The 18,499-nt window shown below is 65.6% G+C and carries 15 protein-coding genes; 7 read left to right on the top strand and 8 right to left on the bottom strand.

Annotation, left to right across the window (positions count from 1 at the left end; all coding sequences use genetic code 11):
- Nucleotides 1-38 precede the first annotated feature (38 nt).
- Nucleotides 39-956, bottom strand: a complete 918-nt coding sequence (locus tag ACQPZ2_RS41505; protein WP_433523345.1) for an aminodeoxychorismate lyase — start codon at nucleotides 954-956, stop codon at nucleotides 39-41.
- Nucleotides 957-1,107: 151 nt separating this feature from the next.
- Here ACQPZ2_RS41505 and ACQPZ2_RS41510 point away from each other — a divergent pair, with 151 nt between their 5' ends.
- From ACQPZ2_RS41510 to ACQPZ2_RS41525, 4 genes are all read left to right on the top strand, one after another.
- Nucleotides 1,108-2,223: a YgfZ/GcvT domain-containing protein gene (locus tag ACQPZ2_RS41510; RefSeq protein ID WP_433523346.1), complete on the top strand. Its 1,116-nt coding sequence runs from the start codon at nucleotides 1,108-1,110 to the stop codon at nucleotides 2,221-2,223.
- Nucleotides 2,223-2,945, top strand: coding sequence for an MOSC domain-containing protein (locus ACQPZ2_RS41515; protein WP_433523347.1), 723 nt, complete (start codon nucleotides 2,223-2,225; stop codon nucleotides 2,943-2,945). The genes ACQPZ2_RS41510 and ACQPZ2_RS41515 overlap by 1 nt, the downstream gene beginning before the upstream one ends.
- Nucleotides 2,942-3,886: an asparaginase gene (locus ACQPZ2_RS41520; protein ID WP_433523348.1), complete on the top strand. Its 945-nt coding sequence runs from the start codon at nucleotides 2,942-2,944 to the stop codon at nucleotides 3,884-3,886. The genes ACQPZ2_RS41515 and ACQPZ2_RS41520 overlap by 4 nt, the downstream gene beginning before the upstream one ends.
- A gap of 175 nt (nucleotides 3,887-4,061) precedes the next feature.
- Entirely contained in the window at nucleotides 4,062-4,274 is a 213-nt protein-coding gene (locus ACQPZ2_RS41525) for a DUF3073 domain-containing protein (protein WP_364396718.1), read from the top strand.
- Between the two features lie 142 nt (nucleotides 4,275-4,416).
- On the opposite strand, the gene purM is transcribed toward ACQPZ2_RS41525, so the two are convergent.
- From purM to purF, 6 genes are all read right to left on the bottom strand, one after another.
- Entirely contained in the window at nucleotides 4,417-5,496 is a 1,080-nt protein-coding gene (gene purM / locus ACQPZ2_RS41530; protein WP_063044470.1) for a phosphoribosylformylglycinamidine cyclo-ligase, read from the bottom strand.
- 211 nt (nucleotides 5,497-5,707) lie between these two features.
- Nucleotides 5,708-7,420 carry an ABC transporter ATP-binding protein gene (locus ACQPZ2_RS41535; protein ID WP_433523349.1) on the bottom strand — a complete coding sequence of 571 codons (1,713 nt, stop codon included), beginning with the start codon at nucleotides 7,418-7,420 and terminating at the stop codon, nucleotides 5,708-5,710.
- Nucleotides 7,417-8,481: an ABC transporter permease gene (locus ACQPZ2_RS41540; protein WP_433527661.1), complete on the bottom strand. Its 1,065-nt coding sequence runs from the start codon at nucleotides 8,479-8,481 to the stop codon at nucleotides 7,417-7,419. The genes ACQPZ2_RS41535 and ACQPZ2_RS41540 overlap by 4 nt, the downstream gene beginning before the upstream one ends.
- Nucleotides 8,482-8,516: 35 nt before the next feature.
- Nucleotides 8,517-9,527 carry an ABC transporter permease gene (locus tag ACQPZ2_RS41545; protein WP_433527662.1) on the bottom strand — a complete coding sequence of 337 codons (1,011 nt, stop codon included), beginning with the start codon at nucleotides 9,525-9,527 and terminating at the stop codon, nucleotides 8,517-8,519.
- Nucleotides 9,528-9,646: 119 nt separating this feature from the next.
- The gene (locus ACQPZ2_RS41550; RefSeq protein ID WP_433527663.1) at nucleotides 9,647-11,203 is read right to left on the bottom strand and encodes an ABC transporter substrate-binding protein; all 1,557 of its coding nucleotides are present in this window, start codon (nucleotides 11,201-11,203) and stop codon (nucleotides 9,647-9,649) included.
- 397 nt (nucleotides 11,204-11,600) lie between these two features.
- Complete coding sequence (gene purF / locus ACQPZ2_RS41555; protein ID WP_433527664.1) at nucleotides 11,601-13,160, bottom strand: amidophosphoribosyltransferase; 1,560 nt, start codon at nucleotides 13,158-13,160, stop codon at nucleotides 11,601-11,603.
- A gap of 217 nt (nucleotides 13,161-13,377) precedes the next feature.
- Here purF and ACQPZ2_RS41560 point away from each other — a divergent pair, with 217 nt between their 5' ends.
- From ACQPZ2_RS41560 to ACQPZ2_RS41570, 3 genes are all read left to right on the top strand, one after another.
- Nucleotides 13,378-14,631 (top strand): ABC transporter permease, encoded by a 1,254-nt coding sequence (locus tag ACQPZ2_RS41560; RefSeq protein ID WP_433527665.1) that lies wholly within the window; start codon nucleotides 13,378-13,380, stop codon nucleotides 14,629-14,631.
- Nucleotides 14,632-14,641: 10 nt separating this feature from the next.
- On the top strand, nucleotides 14,642-15,703 hold the full coding sequence (locus ACQPZ2_RS41565) for an acyl-CoA dehydrogenase family protein (protein ID WP_433523350.1): 1,062 nt from the start codon (nucleotides 14,642-14,644) through the stop codon (nucleotides 15,701-15,703).
- A gap of 165 nt (nucleotides 15,704-15,868) precedes the next feature.
- On the top strand, nucleotides 15,869-17,272 hold the full coding sequence (locus ACQPZ2_RS41570; protein ID WP_433522759.1) for an IS1380 family transposase: 1,404 nt from the start codon (nucleotides 15,869-15,871) through the stop codon (nucleotides 17,270-17,272).
- Between the two features lie 279 nt (nucleotides 17,273-17,551).
- On the opposite strand, the gene ACQPZ2_RS41575 is transcribed toward ACQPZ2_RS41570, so the two are convergent.
- A complete protein-coding gene (locus tag ACQPZ2_RS41575) occupies nucleotides 17,552-18,484 on the bottom strand; it encodes an IS3 family transposase (RefSeq protein ID WP_433527666.1) in 933 nt (310 codons plus the stop codon).
- Between the last annotated feature and the right edge of the window lie 15 nt (nucleotides 18,485-18,499).

The raw sequence follows: 18,499 nt of genomic DNA on the forward strand, positions 1-18,499 counted from the left end.
ACACGCCGTAGTAGGACGAAGATCACGGCCCGGCGAACTCACCAATCACCGATGGCCCCGGCCCGCTCCACTCCTCGGTCCACCAATTCGATGATTTCGGCCGCATTGTCCGGCGCCATCATGCGCAATCCGTCCAGCGAATTCACCCTGGCGGCGAGCGTGATGCTGGACAGCAGCCAAATGCTGTCGCAGGTCAACAGGTCGGCGGTGAACAGCGAGTCGTAGCTGCACTTCCACCCGGCCTTCTCGGCCTCGGCGAAAAGCGCGCGCTGGGTAACCCCGGGCAGTACGCCGTTCTTGGCGGGCGGGGTGATCAACTGCTTATCGCGCACGATCACCACCGACGAGCGCGGCCCCTCCAGCACCCGGTTCTCGGTACTGGTGAAGATCACGTCATCGGCGCCCATCCGCTGGGCGAACCGCAGCGCCGCCATATTGGTAGCGTAGGAGAGCGTCTTCGCACCCAGCAGCTGCCACGGCGCGGCCTGCGCCAGATCGACCGAGATCCCACGCGATAGCGACACCACCGCGACGCCATCGGTGCGCGCCTTCTGCACCCGCTCCGGCACCGGCAGCACCAGCACATAGGAAGTCGGCACCGGCACCGCGGCCGCGAGATCACCCGAGGTGACGCTGGACGGGGCCGACAGCTCGGTATCGCGCCCACGGGTGAGCACCAGCCGCATCAGGCCCTCGCGGTCGGTCCCCCATTCCTTCGTCGCCGTCTCGACCGCGTCTCGCCATTTCCCCAGCTCGGGCTCGGGTAGATCGAGCGCCTGCGCCGAACGACGCAGTCGGCCTAGATGAAATTCGATCGCGCACGCGTCACCGGCGCGAACCAAAACCGACTCGAAGACACCGTCACCGCGCAGTACGCCGATGTCGTCGGCAAACAACAACGGCGCGTCCGGATCCTGGACGGCGCCGTCGAGTGTTACAAGAACTCGATCCACCATGGGACGAGCGTAGGCGCTGTTCGTTGACCGCGCCTAGGTCATGAACGACTTCCGTAAGCCCCCATGACACAGTTGCGCCCGGATGCGGTTGCGACCCCCGCGCAACACCCGCCGACGCCACCACTGCCGGTTCGCGCTTAGAGTGGTTTACGTGTCCGTGGTCGTCGCACCCAGTCCCATCCTCGCTGTCCCGGGCGCCGTCGCGGGCGCGGCCGGTACGCCGGACGCCGCCGTCGCCTGGCATTACGGGGATCCCTTCCGAGAGCAGCGTGCCGCCGCGGAGCGCGTGGCGATCGTCGACCGGTCGCATCGCTTCGTCCTGAAAATCACCGGGGCCGAGCGGCTGACCTGGTTGCACACCATCAGCAGCCAGCACATCGCGAACCTCGGTGACGGTCGGTCCGCCGAGAACCTGGACCTCGATCTCAACGGCCGGGTGCTGCACCACTTCGTGCTGACCGAGCTCGACAGCACCGTGTGGATCGACACCGAAGGCGAGCACGGACCGGCGCTGCTGGAGTTCCTGGCGAAGATGGTCTTCTGGGCCGATGCCAAACCGGTCGAGGCCGCCGATCACGCGGTGCTGAGCTTGCTCGGCCCACGCATCACGGAGTTGACCGAAGCGCTCGGCATTTCCACCCTCCCGGACACCTACGAAGCGGTGCCGCTGCCCGACGGCGGTTTCCTGCGCCGCATGCCGTGGCCAACCGCGGACTCCTTCGACCTGGTCATCCCGCGTGACCAACTCGCCGACCGCTGGGCCCGCCTCACCGCCGCCGGCGCCGAACCCGCGGGCATGTGGGCCTTCGAGGCACTGCGCGTCGCGGCACTGCGCCCCCGGATCGGACTCGACACCGACGAACGAACCATCCCGCACGAGGCCCGCTGGATCGGCGGCATCGCCGAACACGGTGCGGTGCACCTCGACAAGGGCTGCTACCGCGGCCAGGAAACGGTGGCCCGGGTGCACAACCTCGGCAAGCCGCCGCGCCACCTGGTGCTGCTGCATCTCGACGGCTCGGCCGACGAACGTCCGGCCACCGGCGAGGACGTCACCGCGGGCGGCCGTGCTGTCGGCCGACTCGGCACCGTCATCGACCACTACGAATTCGGCCCCATCGCACTGGCTTTGATCAAACGCACCATCCCGGCCGATACCGAACTGGTCGCGGGCCCGACCGCCGCCGCCATCGATCCGGATTCGGTCCCCGCCGACGACGCACCCCAGGCGGGTCGGATCGCCGTCGACCGGTTGCGTGGCCGTTGATGCAGCCCGATTGCGCTCGGGTGCTTGCCGTGTGCGTCGTCCATGCCGAACTGGAGGTGCCGACCCGCTTCGGCCGGACGGCCATCGACAAGCGACCTGTTCCCCATCGCGTCGCCGCGCGTGCCCACGGCCTCGACGGCGACTACGTGTGCGACACCAAGAATCACGGCGGCGTACATCAGGCCGTCTACGCCTACGCCGAGGAAGACGCGCGGCGCTGGGGCGAGGAACTCGGCCGCGAGCTGCCCGCTGGTTGGTTCGGCGAGAATCTGCGCATCGCCGGACTCCCGGTCAGCGATGCGGTGATCGGTGCGCATTGGAGCATCGGGGACACCCTGCTCGAGGTGAGCGCGCCCCGTGTGCCGTGCTCGACCTTCCAGCACTGGTCCGGCGAGTCCCACTGGGTCAAGCGGTTCACGTTGCAGAGCGATACCGGCGCCTACCTGCGCGTACTCACCGAGGGCACGATCGGCGCGGGCGACGAGGTCCGCATCGTGCACACACCCGAGCACGGCATCACCGTCCGCGACCTGTTCACCGGCCACGATCCCGATCTTCTCGCGATTCTGCTCGCGACCGAACCGACCATCTCCGATGATGTGCGGATGCAGATCGAGCGTCACGGCCGCCGCCACGCCAATGCCGCCCGTGCCCGCGAACAGCGGGTCGATGTGGCGAATGCGCGCGAGCAGCGGGCCGAACCGACAGGAGCCGAGCTATGACCGTCGAACTGGTCGAGGTCGTCCGCTCCGGCTTCCGCGAATGCGTGCACAGCGGTTCGGTGGTGATCCTCGGCGCCGACGGTGAACCGACCCTCGCGCTCGGCGAGGTGCACGTCCCGATCTTCCCGCGTTCCACCAACAAGCCCATGCAGGCGATCACCTTGCTGCGCAACGGCTTCGAACCGCTCGACGATGCCGAGCTCGCCATCGCGACCGCATCGCACTACGGCGAACCGGACCACGTCGCCCTGGTCGAGCGCCTGCTCGACCGTTTCGGCTTCGACGAGAAGTCCCTCGAATGCCCGCCCGACCTACCACAGGACGAGCGCGCACGGGCCGAGGCGCTACCCGGACCCCGCCGCGTATACATGAACTGCTCCGGTAAGCACGCGGCCATGCTCGCCACCTGCGCCGTCAACGGCTGGCCCACCGAGGGCTACCTGGACCAGGCGCATCCGCTGCAACAGGCGGTGATCGCCACCATCACCGACCTCACCGGCGAGCCCGAAACCGACCTCGGCATCGATGGCTGCGGACTACCGATCATTCCCGTCTCACTGGTGAATCTGGCCCGTGCGTTCGCGGCCATGGCCACCGCCGCGCCCGGTTCGCCGGAGCGGCGCGTCGCCGATGCGATTCGCGCCAATCCGCGAGTGATTTCCGGCACCAACGCACCCGATTTACTGACCATGCAGGCCACCCCCGGCCTGGTCTGCAAGATCGGCGCGGACGGTGTACACGCAGGTGCGCTACCGGACGGAACGGCCTTCGCATACAAGATCGCCGATGGTCACGACCGTGCGCGAATCCCCCTGACGCTGGCCATTCTGCATCGCATGGGCGTCGAATGGACCGCCGCGCATGCCGACCTCGCGGCGCCGCCGGTGCTCGGCGGCGGTGCCAGGGTCGGGGTCGTCCGAGCGATTCCCGGGGTCGTCTGAGGGGGCGGCCCGACGGCGACAACCGGGCAAACGGCGCCACTTCCGGAGTTCTTCCCCCACTCCTGGAAGCGCGACCGCCTGACACACGCTAAAGTGTCTGTCAGGAAGAGTATTAATTCGAACGGGGCCGCCAACAAACCCCAGGCCGCCCCGCAGTGACGCGAGGGGGTCAGCCATGGGCCGTGGCCGGGCTAAGGCAAAGCAGACCAAAGTCGCACGCGAGCTGAAGTACAGCTCCGCGCCGACTGACTTCGCGAGCCTTCAGCGCGAGCTTTCGGGTAGCCCCACCTCCCAGCGGAGTGGTGGTGTGCTGTCCGATGAGCACGACGCGGACGAATCCTCATCCCGCTGGGACGAGGACGACGACTACAACGACTGGCGCCGCTGACTCGGTAGACGACGAAGGGGGAGGCCGACGGGCCTCCCCCTTCACCCGTTGACGCCGCGTGACCGGACTAACCATTCGAGGCTTGCACAACAACAGCGTCCCGCATCCGACGATGCGGGACGCTGTTGTGTCGTAACGACTCTCAGAAGCGCGGGTGCTCGCCGACGAGTACGGCGCGGACCGCGTCGGCGTCCTTGGCCTTCTTGACGGTGCCGAGGGTCCAGCAGGCGATGTGCCGTGCCGTCAGCACCGCCAGTGCCCGGTCGACGTCCTCGGGCGCCACCACGGCAACCATGCCGACACCCATATTGAAGGTCTTCTCCATCTCGACCCGATCGACCCGGCCGCGCTGGGCGATCATCTTGAATACCGGCGCCGGATTCCAGGTGCCGCGATCCAGTTCGGCGACCATGCCAGCGGGAATCACCCGGCCCAGATTCGCGGCCAAGCCGCCGCCGGTGACGTGGGCGAAGGTGCGCACATCGGTTTCGGCGATCAGCGCGAGGCAGTCCTTGGCGTAGATGACCGTCGGCTCCAGCAGCTCCTCGCCGAGGGTGCGGCCGAACTCCTCGACGTGGCCGGTCAGCGACATCCGGTCGATATCGAGCAGCACCTTGCGGGCCAGGCTGTAGCCGTTGGAGTGCAGGCCCGAGGAGCCCATCGCGATCACCACATCGCCGGGGCGCACCCGGTCCGGACCGAGCACCGAATCGGCCTCGACCACGCCGACACCGGTCGCGGACAGGTCGTAGTCGTCGGGATCCATCAGGCCGGGATGTTCGGCGGTCTCGCCGCCGAGTAGTGCGCAACCCGCCCGCACGCAGCCCTCGGCGATACCGGAGACCAATTCGGCCACCTTCTCCGGGACAACCTTGCCGATGGCGATGTAGTCCTGCAGAAACAGCGGCTCGGCGCCGCAGACCACCAGATCGTCCACGACCATGGCGACCAGGTCGAGGCCGACCGTGTCGTGCTTGTCCATCGCCTGGGCGACCGCGATCTTGGTGCCGACCCCGTCGGTGGAGGCCGCGAGCAACGGCTCGCGGTAGCCACCCTTCAGTGCGAACAGCCCGGCGAATCCGCCGAGCCCGCCCTGCACCTCGGGTCGGCTGGCCTTCTTCGCCAATGGCCCGAACAACTCGACTGCGCGGTCACCTGCCTCGATGTCCACGCCGGCCGCGGCGTAGGAAGCACCGGCACCACTGGGGGTCTGTTCAGTCATTTTCGGGGAAAGCTCCAAACCGAATCGGCGGATAGATGCCAGCTCACGCTACCGGAGTCACATAACAAGCATGCACCGGACGTAGTGCTGGATGGCCACCACCAGGACAAAAGCGACGACTGATTTCGCAAGTACATGGGTAACTCACCGGGCACGCCCAGTAAGTGCCGCCGCACCCAACCGTCGGCCCGGTGATCAAGCCCTCCGGCACTCACGACCGGCCGAAGTCCCGGGGAGGCGGGGGAGCCTGCTCTGTTGCGAATAGAGCGGCCGTTTGCGCACGCCTGCGTCGCTGCTCCACCGGATCCGGCACCGGCACCGCGGCGACCAGTCGCCGGGTGTACTCCTGCTCCGGACGCCGCAGAATGCGATCACGATCACCCTGCTCGACCACCGCACCGTTGCGCAGTACCACGATCCGATCGGCCAGCTGGTCGACGACCGCCAGATCGTGGCTGATGAACAGGCAGGCCCAGCCGCACTCCTGCTGCAGCTGGCCGAACAGCTCCAGCACCGCCGCCTGCACCGAGACGTCCAGCGCACTGGTCGGCTCGTCGGCCACCAGCAGGTCCGGATCGAGGACCAGCGCTCTGGCCAGGCTGGCGCGCTGTCGTTGGCCGCCGGACAGTTCGTGTGGATAGCGGCGTTCGGTGCCCGCGGGCAACTGCACGTCATCGAGGAGTTTGCGGACTCGCGCCCGGATCTCCGCCGAACTGCCCGCCTTGTGCACGATCAGCGGTTCCGCCACGCAATCGCCGACGGTGAGCCGCGGATTCAGCGAGCTGGCCGGATCCTGGAAGACGAATCCGAAGCGGCGGCGAATCGGTCGCAGCTGCCGCTGCGACAGCTCCGCGATGTTCTGTCCGCGCACCTTCACGACCCCCGACGTCGGGCGCTGCAAGGCCGCGACGCAGCGGCCGATGGTCGACTTCCCGGAACCGGATTCGCCGACCAGGCCGAGGGTTTCGCCGGGCCGAATGGACAGACTCACGTCGTCCACGGCGCGGAACGGTGGTCGGCCGAACGGTCCGGGAAACTGCACCACCAGATCGGTCACCTCGAGCACCGGCTCGCCTGCGGCGACCTCCTCGACCGCACCGTGCTCCAGTTGCTCGGTGCCCAAATGCGGAACGGCCGCGAGGAGTTTGCGGGTGTACTCCTTTTTCGGCGCCGCGAACAGTTCGTCCACCGGCGCCTGCTCGACCACGTTGCCGTCGCGCATGACCACCACCCGGTCGGCGATATCGGCGACCACGCCCATATTGTGCGTGATCAGCACGATGGCGCTGCCGATGCGATCGCGCAGATCGCGCAGCAGTTCCAGGATTTCGGCCTGCACGGTGACATCGAGGGCGGTGGTCGGTTCGTCGGCGATGATCACCTTCGGCTCGCAGGAAATCGCGATCGCGATCATCACGCGCTGCTTCTGGCCACCGGAGAGCTGATGCGGGTAGTAGTCCACCCGATGCTCCGGATCGGGCAGGCCGACCATGCGCAGCAGTTCGATCGCCCTGGCCTTGGCGGCCTTGCGGCTCATATCGCTGTGCGCCCGCAGTGCCTCGGCAATCTGATAGCCCACCGTGAACAGCGGGTCGAGTGCGCGACCCGGCTCCTGAAAGATCATCGAAATCGCGCCGCCGCGCAGCGCGGTGAGCTGCCGCTCGCTCATCGAGGTGACCTTGTCCGCACCGAGGGTGACCAGGCCGTCGACCCGGGCGGTATTCGGCAGCAGTCCGATCGCGGTGCGCGAGCTCACCGATTTGCCGGAGCCGGATTCCCCGACGATGGCGAGCACCTCGCCGGGAAACACCTCGTAGGAGACATCGCTGACCGCGTAGACCGGACCGGCGTCGGTGGCGAAGGTGACCGACAGCGATTCGATGGACAGCGCCGGGCGTTTGGTCTCGGCGACCGCTTCCGTCATTGCGATACTCCTTCCCCTGCTGAACTGTCTTCAGCTGCGGCGCTGTCACTTTCGCGCAGATCCAGTTCAGCGGCGGTGAGTTCCGTTGCGGGAACGTTTTTTTCGATGGCGGTGTCGCTGGCGACCGTGGCCGGGGCGAGGGCACGACGGGTGCGCAGCAACGGATTCAGCACCTCGTTGAGACTTTCACCGACCAATGTCAGCCCGAGCACGACCAGAACGATGGCCGTACCGGGGAAGATGCCCGTCCACCAAATGCCGTTGGAGACATCGGAAAGCGCCTTGTTGAGGTCGTAACCCCATTCGGCCGCCTGGGTCGGTTCGATACCGAACCCGAGGAAGCCGAGCGCGGCCAGCGTCAGGATGGCATCGCCCGCGTTGAGGGTGACGATCACCGGCAGCGACTGCGTGACGTTGGCGAGGATGTGCCGGAACATGATTCGAGTGGTTGACGCACCGGTGACCCTGGCCGCATCCACATACGGTTCGTTCTTCACCGCGACGGTCGCATTGCGAACCACCCGAAAGTATTGCGGCACATAGATCGCCGTGATCGCGACGGACGCCGACAGCACGCCGCCGAAGCTGCTCGACTGCCCACCCGCGACCACGATGGACACGACGATCGCGAGCAGCAGGGTCGGGAACGCGTAGATGGCGTCCATGAACAGCACGAGCACCCGGTCGAGGGCACGTCCGATGTACCCGGACACCAATCCGAGCGGTACCCCGACGACCAGTGACATCACCAGCGAGATCGCGATCACGATCAGCGCGGTACGGGCGCCGAAGATCACCCGGGACAGCACATCCTCGCTGCGCACCGATGTACCGAACCAATGCTGGCCCGATGGCGGTTGCTGTGCGACGAAAGCGACTCCGTCCGAGGAGTTCTGGGCGAGTCCGTAGGGTGCGATCAGCGGCGCGAAGATCGCCACGAATACGAATACCGCGACGAGGCCGAGTCCGACGATCAGCGTCACCCGCTGCAATCCGGCTGTCATGGTGAACAGCCGCAATCCGGGGATCCGCCTGCGCTTCGCCGTCGTCACCGGCGGCATCACCAGTGGCTCGTTCGCCAATTCCGGAGCGGTCATCAGAACCTCACTCTCGGGTCGATCAGCGCGACGATGACATCCACCAGGAAGCTGATGACCGCGACGGCCAGCGCCAGGAACGCGACAATGCCCTGCACCGCGATGAAATCGCGTTGATGCAGGTATTCCGCGAGCTGATAACCCAGCCCCTTCCATTCGAAGGTGGTCTCGGTGAGCACCGCACCGCCGAGCAGCGTCGCGATATACATGCCCATCACCGTGATGATCGGAATCATCGCGTTGCGCACGGCATGTCGCCCCGTCACCACCCGCGCCGAAAGTCCGCGTGCGCGTGCGGCATCCACGAATTCGCTGTGCAGCGTCTGGATCAGATTGACGCGTACCAGGCGCAGGAAGATGCCCGCTGTCAGCAGACCGAGTGCGACCGCGGGCAATATCGCATGCTTCAGCACATCGATCAGATAACTGTTGTCCCCGTAGAGGATTGCGTCGACCACCATGATGTTGGTCTTCGGCGAGACATGCTGCAGTTGCAGTTCGACGGGAGTGCTCGCCCGGCCGGCGACCGGCAGCCACTCCAGCTTCACCGCGAAGATCAGCTTCAGCAGCAGACCGACGAAGAACACCGGCGCCGCGTAGGCGAGGATGGCGAACAACCGCAGCCCGGCATCGGCCGCCGAATCACGGTGTGTCGCAGCGTATCTGCCGAGCGGCACGCCGACCGCGAAGGCGACCAGCAGCGCCCAGAACACCAGTTCCAGCGTTGCCGCCCCGTAGGTTGTCACCACCTCGCTGATCTGCCGATTGTCCTGGGAGTGACCGAAATCCCCGTGCATCAGCCCGGAGATGTATTCCCAATACTGGGTCAGGATCGGCCGGTTCAAACCGGCCGCCTCCTTGCGCACTTCGATCTGTTCCTGGGTCATCCGTCCGCCCATCGCGGCACTGATCGGATCGCCGATCACCCGCATCAGGAAGAACACGACGGTGACCAGGATCCACGCCGTGGGCAGGATCAAGAACAGTCGAACCACCAAGTACCGCAACAACGCCAGCTGCCGGGAATCCCCACTCGGCTTCCCGGCCCATGGCAGCCCGAAGCGCCGGGCCCGAACCGGTGCCTGCTTTTCAGCGGCGGCAACAGCTTCGGACCCGGCTTCGCCCGATGTCACTTGCTCAGCACCGTGTACCGGAACTTGAAGGACGCGTCGAGTGTGTCCGACACACCCTTGACGCTCGGATTCGACACCGCGATCTGCTTACCGGACAGCAGCGGCAGGGTCGGCAGGTAGTTCTGCGCGAGATCCTTCTGCACGTCCTCGATCAGTTTGATGCGCTTGGTCTTGTCCTGCTCGGTCGTCTCCGCGGTGAGCTGCGCGTTGATCTTCGGGTCCTCGAAGTGCGACTGCAGGAAGTTGTTGGGGCCGAAGAACGGGGTCAGGTAGTCATCGGCGTCCGGGTAGTCCGGGAACCAGCCGAAGTGATAGAGCGGGTAACCGTCGCGGGCCCGTTCCTTCTGGTAGGTAACCCATTCGGTGGATTGCAGATTCACCTTGAACAGCCCGGTCGACTCCAGTTGCGATTTGATCGCCGCATACTCCTCGGAGCTGCTCGAACCGTAGTGATCGGGGTTGTACTGCAGGTTCAGCTCCACCGGTGTCGCGACGCCCGCACCGGAGAGGAACTTCGCCGCCGCGTCCTTATTGGGCTTGGCCCCGTAGAGATCCTTCAGCGGCTCGGCCGCACCCGGCATACCTTGCGGCACGAAGCCGTACGCGGGCTGATAGGTGTTCTTGTAGACGCCCTCGGCCAGCGCGGGCCGGTCGATCGATGAGGCGATGGCCTTGCGCACCGCCAGCTTCTGCTCCGGGGTGCCGCCCGGCATGGTGTTCAGATTGAAGACGATGTAGCGCAGCTCGCCGCCGGGCCCGTCCGCCACCGTGACCTTGCTGTCCTTGCGCAGCGATTCGATATCGGTCGGTGTGAAGGATCGGTAGGCGACATCGAGCGCACCGCTCTGCAGATCGAGCTTCATATTGTCGGAGGTCGCGTAGTACTTGGTGGAGACCTGCGATGTCTTCGGTGTGCCGAGGATGCCCTTGTAGTCCGGGAACGCCTGGTACTCGACCAGCTTGTTCTTGTCGTAGCTGGCGATCGTGTACGGGCCCGAGTAGCCCTTGGTCTTCACCACGTCCTCATCCGGCAGCACCTTGTCGGCCGGGAAGACCTTCTCGTCCACGATCGGACCGGCCTGGGTCGGCAGGATCGCGGGGAAGGTCTGATCGTTGGCGACCTTCAATGTGAAGTTGACCGTCAGGTCGTCGGCGATCTCGGTCTTCTCGAGATTGCCCAGCAGCGAGGCGGGACCGTTCGGGTCGTTGATGCCAAGCATGCGATCGAAGGAAAACTTGACGCTCTTGGCGGTCAACGGATTCCCATTGGCGAACTTCAGCCCCGGCTTCAGCTTGCAGGTGTACACCGTCGGGGAGCTGAAGTCACACTTCTCCGCCGCATCCGGCTTCGGGGTGGCATCGCCGGGCGCGAAATTCAGCAGATACGAATAGATCTGGGTTTCGACCAGCAGCGAACCATTGTCGTAGGCGGCCGCGGGGTCGAGCGAGAAGATCTTGTCCGTGGTGCCCGCCACCAGACCGGCCCCGTCACTACCCCCGCCGGTGCGCCCCGAACCGCATCCCGCGATCGCGGATACGGCCAGCGCCGCCATCCCGACCGCCGCGATTCGTCGCGTCCGGTTGCCTCGCCCAGGCTTCTTCGAAACCCTCATCATCAGGCCCCACTTCTCGAGCGCGCCACACCGCATGTGCTGGATCACAGGACAGCGGCGGGCACGGTGAACTTCCGATATGTCGGGCACCGTACCCAGGATCCATTTCTGGGATGTTGCGTTTTCAAAGAAAAAATCACGGGCGGGTTAGCGGAGGTTGCGAATGGTGCGCGGGTAACACCGGATCACCGGACGAATGACCAGGTTTGACTCGAGAGCGGCGCCGCAGCGTCTCGAGTAGGCCACGGCACGGCCGCGGACAGATCGCGTATAAAGCTGCCCGAACAAGATCGAACCCCCCGGCTTTCGCCGAGGGGTTCGTGATCATCGAATTCTGTCAGGGGCGGCTCAGCGCACTCGCATTCGCGTTCTCGCTCAACAACATTGCCTCGGACTGGCCGGTGAGCATGCCCTCGAGCACGTTCTTGCCGATGGCCGCCTCGGTGGGCAGCGGGATCGGGTATTCGCCGTCGAAGCAGGCGCTGCACAGCCGCGAGCGCGGCTGCTCGGTGGCGGCGATCATGCCCTCGGTGGAGATGTAGCCGAGGGTGTCGGCGCCGATCGAACGGCGCACGGCCTCCACCATGTCCTCGTAGCTGTCATCGGCGCCCGCGCCATTGGCGATCAGCTCCGCGCGCGAGGCGAAGTCGATGCCGTAGAAGCACGGCCACTTCACCGGCGGCGACGCGATCCGCACGTGGATCTCCACCGCGCCCGCCTCGCGCAGCATCCGGATCAACGCGCGCTGGGTGTTGCCACGCACGATGGAGTCGTCCACCACGATCAGCCGCTTACCGCGGATCACCTCGCGCAGCGGATTCAGCTTGAGTCGGATGCCGAGCTGGCGGATGGTCTGACTCGGCTGGATGAAGGTGCGCCCGACGTAGGCGTTCTTCATCAGGCCCTGCCCGTACGGCACACCCGAGCCCTGCGCGTAACCGACCGCGGCGGGGGTGCCGGACTCCGGCACCGGAATCACCAGATCGGCCTCGACCGGATGTTCCTTGGCCAGGCGACGACCGATCTCCACCCGGGTGGCGTGCACCGAGCGGCCGGAGATGGTGCTGTCGGGCCGGGCCAGGTAGACGAATTCGAAGACACAGCCCTTGGGTTCGGGATTGGCGAAGCGCATGGACCGCACGCCGTCGGCGTCGATCGCCAGCAGTTCGCCCGGTTCGATCTCCCGGACAAAGGCGGCGCCCACGATATCCAGCGCGGCGGTCTCACTGGCTACGACCCAGCCACGCTCGAGCCGGCCGAGGCACAGCGGACGAACGCCGTGCGGGTCCCGCGCGGCATAGAGGGTGTGCTCGTCCATGAAGGTCAGGCAGAACGCGCCCTTCAGCGTCGGCAGCAGCTTCATCGCGGCCTGCTCGATGCTCGAATCCGCGGCGGCGTGCGCGAGCAGCGCGGTCATCACATCCGAGTCGGAGGTGGCGGTGATCGGCGCGGGGCGACCACCGGAGACCGGCGGCATACCGATCAGCCCGAGTTCGCGTGCGCGCGCGCTCAATTCGGCGGTGTTGACCAGATTTCCGTTGTGGCCCAACGCAAGTCCGGAACCGACCGAGGTGGTGCGGAAGATCGGCTGCGCATTCTCCCAGGTGGTGGAGCCGGTGGTGGAGTAGCGACAGTGACCGACGGCGATATGACCCGGCATCGCGGCCAGCGTCTGCTCGTCGAATACCTGGCTGACCAGGCCCAGATCCTTGAAGACCAGAATTTGTGAGCCGTCGGAGACGGCAATGCCCGCGGCTTCCTGGCCGCGGTGTTGCAGCGCATACAAGCCGTAGTACGTGAGCTTGGCCACGTCCTCGCTCGGCGCCCAGACTCCGAACACACCACACTCTTCGCGTGGTTCGTTCTCGACCTGATCGGGGGTAGTTTCGACCGGCATCTCGGCGTTGGTCACCGTTTGCTCCCTGTTCGGGCGGGCTGGGGGCAATGGCTATTCTACGGGTGAACGATGCGCCGCGATCACCGCCACCGGGTAGGCACAGCAATCGCCGAGCGACGCTGCCGTTTTTCCGCACAGCGCGGTGCTACGGTGCCAAGCCGTGACGACTTCGGACAGTGCGCGCACCCGTGGGTCGGTTACCCGGTTGACCGCGCGCATGTGGCTGGTCCCGATCGCGGTACTGACACTGTTCATGGCGCTGCTGGCCACGATGTATCTGGATTACGTCGTCGATCCGGAAAAGAACCTGCACGACTTCCCGATCGCATTGGTGAACCAGGATGTCGGCGATACGGTCGGCGGGCAGCAGGTGAATTTCGGCACACAGATCACCGATGCGCTGCGGCAGGGCATTCCGGCGGACAAGGTCGATCTGCAGGTGCTCGGCATCAACGACGCCGAACTGAAGATGCAGTCCGGTGCGGTCTACGGCACGATCCTGATCCCCAGCGATTTCAGTAAGCGCCTCGGAATTCTCGGTGTGGGCAGTGTGGTGCCCGGTGAGATCCAGCGCCCGACGCTGACACTGCAGACGAATCCGCGCAGTGGTGCGTTCGTCACCAATATCGTCACGACCATCGGCACCCAGGCGCTGGCCCAGGTGAACGAGCAGGTCGGTAAGAAGCTGACCGATCAGGTGAATGCGCAGTTGACGCCGCCGAGCGGCGGGGCAGCGCCCGAGCTGACGGGTGCGACGCGGGTGGCGCTCGCGGATCCGGTGCACATCGTCGTCTCACCGTTCCGTCCGCTGCCGTCCGGCACCGGACAGGGTTTGACGGCGTTCTTCTACGCGCTGCTACTTCTGCTCGCCGGACTGGTCGGCTCGATGACCATCCACACCATGATCGATGCCGCACTCGGATTCGTGCCCACCGAATACGGGCCGTGGTACGTACATTTTCCGGCCACTCCGATCTCGCGGTTCAATACGCTGCTGATCAAATGGGGTGTGATGGTGATCACCGCGAATATCGTCGCGGGCGTATTCCTGGGTGTGGCCCGGCTGCTCGATATGCCGATCGATCATCCGCTCACGCTGTTTCTCTATAGCGCGCTGGCCATCATTGCGGTCGGGATCACCGGGTTGTCCATCCTCGCAGCGGTCGGTTCGGCGGGTTTGCTGATCAACCTGATCCTGTTCATCATTCTCGGGCTGCCCTCATCGGGCGGCACCGTGCCGATCGAGGCGACGCCGAAATATCTGGGCTGGCTGGCGAAATTCGAGCCGATGCACCAGGTGTTCGTCGGTGTGCGCGCAATTCTCTATTTCGACGCGAACTTCCCGGCGGGGTTGTCACGCGGGGTGTGGATGGCGACGCTCGGGCTCGCGATCGGGCTGGTGCTCGGCACCTTCATCACCCGGTACTACGACTACCGGGGCCTGCATCGGCGCGATCTGTCCCGCGGCTGAGGCGAGCACCGTGGCGGCTGCGACCGAGTTCGCGGCATGCACCAAGATGGATCCTGTGAATTCGTGGATCGAGCACGCGCGTTATCTGGCCGATGAAGTATTCGCACCACAGGCCGACGCGGTCGACCGCACCGGCGAAATTCCCGGCACCCATTTCGACCTACTCGCCGAGTACGGGTTCTACGGCGCGACCATGGCCGACGATATGGATATCGCCACCTTCACCCAGGCCGGTGAGATCCTGGTCGCCGGATGTCTGACGACCACCTTCGTCTGGGCGCAGCATCTGGGGGTCGCGCGACGGATCGCCACCTCACCGAATCTCGAACTGCGCGAACGACTTACCGAGGATCTGCGGCACGGACGGGTGCGCGCAGGTGTGAGTTACGCGGGCGCGAACGACCAACCCGGCCTGATCGCGCGTCGCGTCGACGGTGGGTACGTGCTCGACGGCACCGCGCCGTTCGTCACCGGGTGGGGTCTGGTGGACGTCCTCGGCGTGATGGCGCGCGATGCCGACGACGAGGGATCGCTGATCAGCGTGCTGGTGCCCGCCGAGCCGGGCCCCACGATGCATGCCACCCCGCTCCCGCTCATCGCCGCCGACGCGAGCAAGACCGTGACGCTCACCTTCGACGGTGTCCAGGTGCCCGATTCCGCTGTGGACAACCGGCTTTCGCTGCGCAGCTTCAACGCTTCCTTCATCCTGGCCGCCTGGCGCAACGGCGCGATCGCTCTCGGCATCGTGCGGCGCTGCCTCGGCGAACTCACACGGCTCGGCATCGACACCACCGCTTCGTCCGCCGAAGCCGCCCGCATCCGAACCGAACTCGACGATGCGCTTACCGGCCAGTCGGATGTCTACCTGGCCCGCGCCCGTGCCTCCGAACTCGCGGTCCGCGTGGCCACCGCCCTGGTGACCGCAGTCGGCAGCGGGGCCGTCACCCGCGGCAACCTCGCCGAGCGCTCCGTCCGCGAGGCCACCTTCACCCTGGTCTTCGGGTCCCGTCCGGCCATCAGGACCGCGCTGCTGGATCGCCTGACCCGGGCCGCCGACACCGTATACCCATAAGTCTGCGAATCCTCGTATCTCTCAACGAGATTCACGCCAGCTTTAGCCTCGATCCGTGGACGTAATCAGTGGTGGGCCGTCCCCGGAATAGGGAAAGTGCCTTCCGAGCTGCGATGATTGGTGTTCTCACGCATCAATCGTTGCAAGATCGGAAAGACACTTTCAGTGCGATTGTTTCACACGTTCGCCGAGGGCTCGGCAGTGTTCGATGACGACAATCTCGTCTCGGTGGCTGGGCTGGTCCCGGTGATGACGTTGGCCGAGCAAACGGGCCTGACCAGCATGTTGGCTGACAAGGTCGCCATAGCTTCGCCGCGGATCACTTCCGGGTCGGCCAACCCGGCCCCGAAACTGGCCACGCTGATCGCCGGGATGTGCGCGGGTGCGGACAGTATCGATGACATCGACCTGCTGCGCAGCGGCGGGATGGGGCACCTGTTCGGTGGTGTGTATGCGCCCTCGACGGTGGGAACTCTGTTGCGCGAGTTCAGCTTTGGTCATGCCAAGCAGTTGGAGTCGGTGATGCGCGAGCACCTGTCCGCGCTGGCCGCCCGTACCGATCTGCTGCCCGGCGCGCAGACACGGTGTTTCGTCGATATCGATTCGCTGCTGCGCCCGGTCTATGGCAAGCAGAAGCAGGGCGCGTCCTACGGGCATGCGAAGATCGCCGGGAAACAGGTTCTCCGCAAAGGGCTTTCACCCCTGGCGGCCACGCTCAGCACCGACCTCGCGGCACCGGTTGTTGCCGGGATGCGGTTACGCGCCGGGAAAACCGGCTCCGGCAAAGGAGCTGGGTCGATGGTCACAGAAGCGATCGGCGTCGCCCGCGCCGCCGGGGCCACCGGCACCATCGTGGTGCGCGGGGATTCGGCCTATGGCAACCGCAGGGTCGTGCGCGCAGCGCTGCGGGCTGGGGCACTGTTCTCGCTGGTGCTGACCAAGAACGCGGCCGTGAAGAAAGCGATCGCCTCGATTCCCGATGACGCGTGGACCCCGGTGCGCTATCCCGGTGCGGTCCGCGACCCCGACACAGGCGAGTGGATCTCCGACGCCGAGGTCGCCGAAACCTCCTACACCGCTTTTGCTTCCACCAAGGACCGCGTCACCGCCCGGCTGATCGTGCGGCGGGTGAAAGACGCCCGCTACCCCGACGCGCTGTTCCCTGTGTGGCGTCACCACCCCTTCCTGACCAACTCGCAAGAGCCGGTTGCCGATGCCGACATCACCCACCGCAAACACGCCGTCATCGAGACCGTTTTCGCCGACCTCATCGACGGTCCCCTGGCCCATATGCCGTCCGGGAAATTCGGTGCCAACTCCGCCTGGGTGATCTGCGCTGGGATCGCCCATAACCTGCTGCGCGCTGCCGGAACCCTCGCCGGCGGCAACCACCGCCGCGCCCGCGCAGCTACCTTGCGCCGCAAAATCGTCAACATCCCCGCCCGACTGGCCCGCCCGCAACGTCGGCCGATTCTGCATCTGCCCACCCACTGGCCCTGGGTCGAGCCATGGCTCATGTTGTGGCACAACACGATCGGCTACACACCGCCACAACCCGTCACTACCTGACCACCCGGCCAGAACCGGCCCGAACCGAGATCCACGTGGAAATGCTGGGCAGACCAGCGGCTACCTCATACCCGAAACCCGCTGGTCTGCGCGCCTCCGGCGCGCAGACCAGCCCGAAACCCGAGTCCATGGATCGAGGTTTAGGAACAGTAGGGGTGCAGTGCGGGTGCTAGGCCCCGAAACCTGTTGAGAGAAAGGCTGTCCCGGGCATCCCCTTCCCCCTGCATAAGACCTATCGGGCGCGAAGTCTGGAGTGTTCCCGGTTTCGTGGACACCGGGTCAAGCCGCGATCTGACTGATTTCCCTGTACCCTAACGAATATTCTTGTGGTGTCAAATAATTGAGCGAGGAATGCCTTCTCCGAGTGTTGTAATAGTTCTCGATCCAATCGAAGGTCTCTGTCCGCAACCGCGCCAGTGTCGGCCAAGGTCGAGTGTGCACCAGTTCCTTCTTGTAGGTCGCGAAGAACGATTCCGCGACTGCGTTGTCGAAGCATGATCCAGTGCGTCCGAGCGACCTACGAATCTTGTTCTTCCGACAGTATGAGGCGAATTCCTTGGACGTGTACTGGCTTCCGCGATCGGAATGGAAAATCACCCCTGCCGACGGTCGACGTCGCGCCAGGGCCATGTCCAAGGCATCGGTGATGAGGCTGGTGCGCATGTGATCGGCGATGGCCCACCCGACCACCGCTCGGTCATGCAGATCGATCACGGTGGCGATATAGGCCCATCCGGCCCAGGTTTTCACGTAGGTGATGTCGCCGCACCAGCGGCGATTGGCCGCTGCTGCGGTGAAATCACGCCCGAACAGATCCGGCGCGTCCACCGGTTTCGATCCACGGATCGTGGTGCGGCGGAACGATTTCGGGTGCCTGCCCTGCAGTCCGGCGGCCCGCATGAGCCGCCAGACCCGCTTGCGTGAGATCCGGTGACCGGCCACCCGCAGGGCGGCATGCACCCGCCGTACACCCGGATTACCATGCAGCGCTTGATGAATCGTGCGGATCAGTCGCGTCAACGCCGCATCGGAGCTGTCACGCTCGCTGGGACCGCGTCCCCGCCAGGCGTAATACCCCGACCGCGACACGTCCAACTCACGGCACATGAAATCGATGTCGAACTCACCCGAATCCGCCCAGCCCGCGATCGCGGCGAATTTCACCGCTGGTCTTTCGCGAACCAGGTCGCAAGTCGAGTGGCCCGGGGGAATTTCGCCCCCGGGCTC

The organism is Nocardia pseudovaccinii (assembly GCF_050942345.1).
Taxonomy (GTDB): domain Bacteria; phylum Actinomycetota; class Actinomycetes; order Mycobacteriales; family Mycobacteriaceae; genus Nocardia; species Nocardia pseudovaccinii.

Bases quoted from the DNA above. Each gene is read 5' to 3' on its own strand.
- ACQPZ2_RS41505 (WP_433523345.1), bottom strand. From the start codon at position 956: ATGGTGGATCGAGTTCTTGTAACACTCGACGGCGCCGTCCAGGATCCG.
- ACQPZ2_RS41515 (WP_433523347.1), top strand. From the start codon at position 2,223: ATGCAGCCCGATTGCGCTCGGGTGCTTGCCGTGTGCGTCGTCCATGCC.
- ACQPZ2_RS41520 (WP_433523348.1), top strand. From the start codon at position 2,942: ATGACCGTCGAACTGGTCGAGGTCGTCCGCTCCGGCTTCCGCGAATGC.
- ACQPZ2_RS41525 (WP_364396718.1), top strand. From the start codon at position 4,062: ATGGGCCGTGGCCGGGCTAAGGCAAAGCAGACCAAAGTCGCACGCGAG.
- purM (WP_063044470.1), bottom strand. From the start codon at position 5,496: ATGACTGAACAGACCCCCAGTGGTGCCGGTGCTTCCTACGCCGCGGCC.
- ACQPZ2_RS41535 (WP_433523349.1), bottom strand. From the start codon at position 7,420: ATGACGGAAGCGGTCGCCGAGACCAAACGCCCGGCGCTGTCCATCGAA.
- ACQPZ2_RS41540 (WP_433527661.1), bottom strand. From the start codon at position 8,481: ATGCCGCCGGTGACGACGGCGAAGCGCAGGCGGATCCCCGGATTGCGG.
- ACQPZ2_RS41550 (WP_433527663.1), bottom strand. From the start codon at position 11,203: ATGGCGGCGCTGGCCGTATCCGCGATCGCGGGATGCGGTTCGGGGCGC.
- purF (WP_433527664.1), bottom strand. From the start codon at position 13,160: ATGCCGGTCGAAACTACCCCCGATCAGGTCGAGAACGAACCACGCGAA.
- ACQPZ2_RS41560 (WP_433527665.1), top strand. From the start codon at position 13,378: ATGTGGCTGGTCCCGATCGCGGTACTGACACTGTTCATGGCGCTGCTG.